The organism is Frankia sp. CeRuru1, assembly GCF_977966315.1.
The window spans coordinates 1-5,479 of sequence record NZ_CDWWEW010000347.1 but is presented as its reverse complement, the minus strand read 5'-3'; the positions used below and the strand labels follow the sequence as shown (position 1 = coordinate 5,479).

At 76.6% G+C, this 5,479-nt stretch carries 1 protein-coding gene; it reads left to right on the top strand.

Annotation, left to right across the window (positions count from 1 at the left end; all coding sequences use genetic code 11):
- The coding region (locus AC08OP_RS19935) for a class I SAM-dependent methyltransferase (RefSeq protein ID WP_476615576.1) at nucleotides 1-5,479 on the top strand (5,479 nt) is incomplete at both ends.

Below are 5,479 nucleotides of genomic sequence, written 5' to 3'. Positions count from 1 at the left end.
CGCCCGCCCCGGCCGGCCCGCCGGCGCTGGTCAGCGGGGACGCCGGGCCGGGCGAGGCGGCGACCGGGGTGCTCACACCCCCGCCGATCGTCGCCCGGCTCGCCGACTGGGGCGGTGAGATCCGGCGGTTCAACCAGGCGTTCGTGGCCCGGACGCCGGCCGGCGCCGACGAGGCGGCCCTGCGGGCCGCGGTCGGCGCGCTGGTCGCGCACCACGACGCCCTGCGGGCCCGGCTGCTGCGGCCCGCGCCGAGCGTGTGGCTGCTCCAGATCGACCCGGCCGGCGACGGCCCGACCGACCCCGAGCTCCTGACCCGGATCGATGTCGCCGGGCTCGGCCCGGCCGCGCTGCGCGCGATGATCGCCGCCGCCTCCGGTTCGGCCGCCGGGCGCCTCGACCCCGACACCGGGACGACGTTGCGCGCGGTCTGGCTCGACGCCGGTCCCACCGAACCGGGCCGGCTGGTGATGGTGGCCCACCACCTCGTCGTGGACGGCGTGTCCTGGCGGATCCTGCTGGCCGACCTCGAGGCGGCCTACGCGGCGGCCCGGGCTGGCCGGCGGCCGGCGCTCGAGCCGGTCGGCACCTCACTGCGCGCCTTCAGCCAGGTGGTCGCCAAACACGCAACCGCCCCGGCCCGCCTCGGCGAGCTGGCCTACTGGCTGGAGACGCTCGCCCCGGGCGCGCGTCCCTTCCCCGAGCCGCCCGGACCGGTCGCCGAAGCCGCCGGGCCCCCGCTCGGCCCAGCGGCCGTCGGCACTGTGGCCGACACCGGGCGACTGGTCGTCGAGCTGCCGGCGGCGGCCACGACCGCCCTGCTCACCGGCGTCCCGGCGGCGACCGGCGCCGAGGTCACCGACGTCCTGCTGGCCGGCTTGCGCATGGCGATCCGGCCCGCCCCGGCGGACGGCGACGGCGACCTCCTGGTCGATCTCGAGCGCCACGGCCGCGAGGAGATCGCCCCCGGACTGGACCTCGCCCGCACCGTCGGCTGGTTCACCAGCATCGCGCCGGTCCGGCTCGCGCCGCCCCGGGCCGGCGCCGGCGCGACGCTGACCGAGGTGACGGCCCGCCTGCGGGCCACGCCCGAGCGCGGCATCGGCTTCGGCCTGCTCCGCTACGCCAACCCGCTCGCCGGCCCGGCCCTGGCCCGGGCCGGACAGCCCCAGGTGCTGTTCAACTACCTCGGTCGCTTCGGCGCCGACCGCCGGGCCGACTGGGGGCCGGCCGAGGAGTTCGACGCGCTGGCCGCCGAGCCCGACCCCGGCCTGGGCGTCGGTTATCCACTGACCATCGATGTGGTCAGCGTCGAGACCGCCCAGACGTCCTCGACCGGCGCCGGGCCGGTGCTGCGCGCGACGCTCACCTACCTGACCACCGTGCTGGCGGCGGACGAGGCCGCGCGCATCGCCGACGGCTTCCTCGACGCGCTGGGGGAGCTGGCCTCGCTGGCGCCGGCCGGCGGTCCCGGTTCCGGCCCCGCCGCGCTCGGCCAGCCGGTCGAGCTCATCGCGCTCCCGCCGGCCGAGGCGGACCGGATCGCGCGCACCTTCCCGGCGCCGGTTGAGGACGTCTGGCCGCTCTCGCCGCTCCAGGAGGGCCTGTACTTCCACTCGGCGCTCGACGCGACCAGCGACGCCTACACCGCCCAGTTCTCGTTGGACTTCGACCATCGGCTCGACGCCGGCCGGCTGCGCCGGGCCTGCGCGACCTTCATGGCCCGCAACCCGACCCTGCGCGCCGGCTTCCTCAGCGACGGCCTGTCCCGCCCGACGCAGGTCATCGCGCGCGACCTGCCCGCCCCGGTCGAGGAGATCGATCTGTCCGGACTGGCCGAGCCCGAGCGGTCGGCGGCGGCCGAGCGGATCGCCGCCGCCGACCGGGCCCGCCCGTTCGACGTGGCGCGGCCGCCACTGTTCCGGCTGATCCTGATCCACCTGGCCGAGGGGCGGTCCCGGCTAGTGATCAACCGCCAGGTGCTGCTGTGGGACGGCTGGTCGGGCGCGCTCGTCGTCGAGGGCCTGCTCGAGCTGTACGCCGCCGGGGGCGGCGAGCCGGGGACTGAGTGGGCGGAAGAGCCGGCGTCGACCCCGCCCGCGCCGCGCGGTTCGTACCGCGACTACCTGCTCTGGCTGCGCGAGCGGGACACCGCCGCCGCCGAGCGGGTCTGGCGCTCGGCCCTGGCCGACCTGGCGAGCCCGACGCTGGTGGTGCCGGCGGCGCGGGGCCTGCCGCCGGTCGCCCCGGCCCGGATCACGGCCGAGCTGCCGGCGGCGACGGCGGCCGCCGCGCGGGCCGCCGCCCGCGCCCACGGCGTCACCCTGAACACGATCTTCAACGCGGCGCTCGCGATGGTGCTGGCGGCGACGACCGGTACGGACGACGTCGTGTTCGGCACGACCGTCGCCGGCCGTCCGACCGAGCTCGACGGCATTGACGAGGTCGTCGGGCTGTTCCTGAACACCGTCCCGGTCCGGGTCCGGCTCGATCCGCGCGAGACCGTCGGCGACCTGCTGCGGCGGGTCGCCGAGGCGCGGCTCGACCTGCTCGACCATGAGTATCTGGGCCTCGGTGACATCCAGCGGGCCAGCGGCCACCCGGTGCTGTTCGACACGCTCTACGTCCTGCAGAACTTCATCGACGAGGTGGCGAACGAGGCGACCAGCGCCCGCCACGGGATCATCGGCGGCAGCAGCCTCGACCACACCCACTACCCGCTGACGTTCGTGCTGTTCCCCGGGTCCCGGATCACCGCGCGGCTGGAATACCGGGCGGACGTGGTCGCGGCGGAGCGGGCCGAGGCGCTGTTCGCCCGTCTCCTGGCCATGGTCGGCTCGCTGGCCGGTCACCTCGACGCGCCGGTGGGCTCTCTCGACCCGCTGCTGCCGGCCGAGCGGGCCCGGCTGGACCAGGTCTCGGCCCCGGCGCTGCCGATCGGCACGGACACCGTCGCCGACCTGCTCGCCGCGCGGGCCGCGCGGACCGGCGAGGCGGTCGCGCTGGTCCGCGGCGAGCAGCGGCTGACCTACCGCGACCTGGACGAGCGGGTGAACCGGCTGGCGCGGCTACTGATCGCGCACGGCGCCGGCCCGGAGACGGTGGTGGCGCTCGGGCTCGGCCGGACGGTCGACATGGTCGTCGCCCTGTTCGCCGTCCTGCGCACCGGCGCCGCCTACCTGCCGCTCGAGCTGGACCATCCGCCGGCGCGCCTGATGGAGATGGTGGCCGACGGGCGAGCCGCGCTGCTGGTCACGACCCGGGCCACCGGCCGCTACCTGGCCGGCGGCCCGGACGCCCCCAGCCCGTCGGGCGCCGCCGGCGCGTCTGGCGGCCCGACCTGGCTCGCGCTGGACGAGCGGGCCGTCGCCGCCGAGCTGGCCGCCACCCCGGCCGGCCCGCTGACGGGCGCCGAGCTCGGCGCCTTCGCCCGCGACCGCGCGGACCGGCTCGACCACCCGGCCTACGTCATCTACACGTCCGGTTCGACCGGCCGGCCCAAGGGCGTCGTCACGCCCTACCGCGGGCTGACGAACATGTGGCTCAACCACCGGGACGAGATCTTCACCCCGACGGTGGCGGCGGCCGGCGGGCGGCGCCTGCGGATCGCGCACACCGTCTCCTTCGCCTTCGACATGTCGTGGGAGGAGCTGCTCTGGCTCGTCGAGGGCCACGAGGTGCACATCTGTGACGAGAACCTGCGCCGGGACGCCGAGGGGCTGGTCGCCTACTGCGACCGCCACCGGATCGACGTCGTCAACGTCACCCCGACTTACGCGGCCCACCTGTTCGAAGCCGGCCTGCTGGAGCGGACCGGCCCGGCCGGCGAGGCCGGGCCGGCCACCGGCGGCGACCACGCGGACGGGCACCGGCCGGCCCTGGTCATGCTGGGCGGGGAAGCCGTGCCCGACTCCGTCTGGACCCGGCTGCGGACCACCGACGGGACGGCCGGCTACAACCTGTACGGGCCGACCGAGTACACGATCAACACCCTCGGGGCCGCGACGGCCGACAGCCCGACGCCGACCGTCGGGCGGCCGATCCGCAACACCTCCGTCTACGTGCTCGACCGCTGGCTGCGCCCGGCCCCGGACGGCGTCGCCGGCGAGCTGTACATAGCTGGCGACGGCCTGGCCCGGGGCTACCTCGACCAGCCCGGTCTGACCGCGGCCCGCTTCGTGGCCGACCCGGTCCGGCCGGGCGGGCGGATGTACCGCACCGGCGACCTGGTGGCCCGCCGCCCCGACGGCAACCTCGACTTCCTCGGCCGCACCGACGACCAGGTGAAGATCCGCGGCCACCGGATCGAGCTCGGCGAGGTCACCGCCGCCCTCGACGGCCACGAGGCGGTCAGCCAGTCCGCCATGATCGCGGCGGCCGACCCGGCGACGCCGGGCGCGAAGCGCCTCGTCGCCTACGTCGTGCCGGCCGAGCCCTCGCCCGCCGAGGCGGCCGCGATCGAGGCCGACCAGGTCGGCGAGTGGCGTCAGATCTACAGCGACGAGTACGAGCGGATCCCGACCGCCGCGCTCGTCGAGGACTTCGCCGGCTGGGACTCCAGCTACGACGGGCAGCCGATCCCGCTCGAGCACATGCGGGAGTGGCGGGCGGCCACCCTCGACCGCATCCGGGCACTCGCGCCCCGGCGGGTGCTGGAGATCGGCGTCGGCACCGGCCTGCTGCTCGGCCCGCTCGCGCCCGAGTGCGAGGCGTACTGGGGCACGGACTTCGCCGCCCCCGTCATCGCGAAGCTGCGGGCCGAGCTGGCCACCGACCCGGACCGCTTCGGGCGGGTCGAGCTGCGCCACCAAGCGGCCCACCTGACCGACGGGCTGCCCACCGGCTTCTTCGACACGGTCGTCGTCAACTCGGTGATCCAGTACTTCCCGAGCGCCGGCTACCTGGCCTCGGTGCTGCGGGGCGCGCTCGACCTGCTGGCCCCGGGCGGCTCGCTGTTCGTCGGCGACGTCCGGGACCTGGGCCGGTTGCGCGCCTTCCACAGCGCGGTCGAGCTGGCCCGCCCCGGCCCGCGGCCCGGGCCCGACCCGGCTCGGCTCGCGGCCGCCGTCGACCGGCGCCTCCTGCTGGAGAAGGAGCTGGTGGTCTCGCCGGCGTTCTTCCTGGACCTGGCGGCCCAGGCCGATCTCGAGGTGTCGGTCCGGGTCAAGCGGGGGCGCCACCGCGACGAGCTGACCCGGCACCGCTACGACGTGGTGCTGCGCCGACCCGCCCCGGTCGACGGCGCCCGGGCGGTGGACCCGCTCACCCCGGCCTGGGACGTTCTGGCCTGGGACGTCGACGTGGACAGCGTGGAGGCACTCGGCGCGCTGCTCCGGGGCCGCCTGCCGGAGCGGGTCCGTCTGACCGCGATCCCGGACGCCCGGATCGCCGCCGAACTCGCCGCGGCCGGGCTTTGCACTGAGGCCGGCGAGGCGGCCGCCGTCGACCCCCACGACGTATACGCGCTGGCCGATGCCCTGGG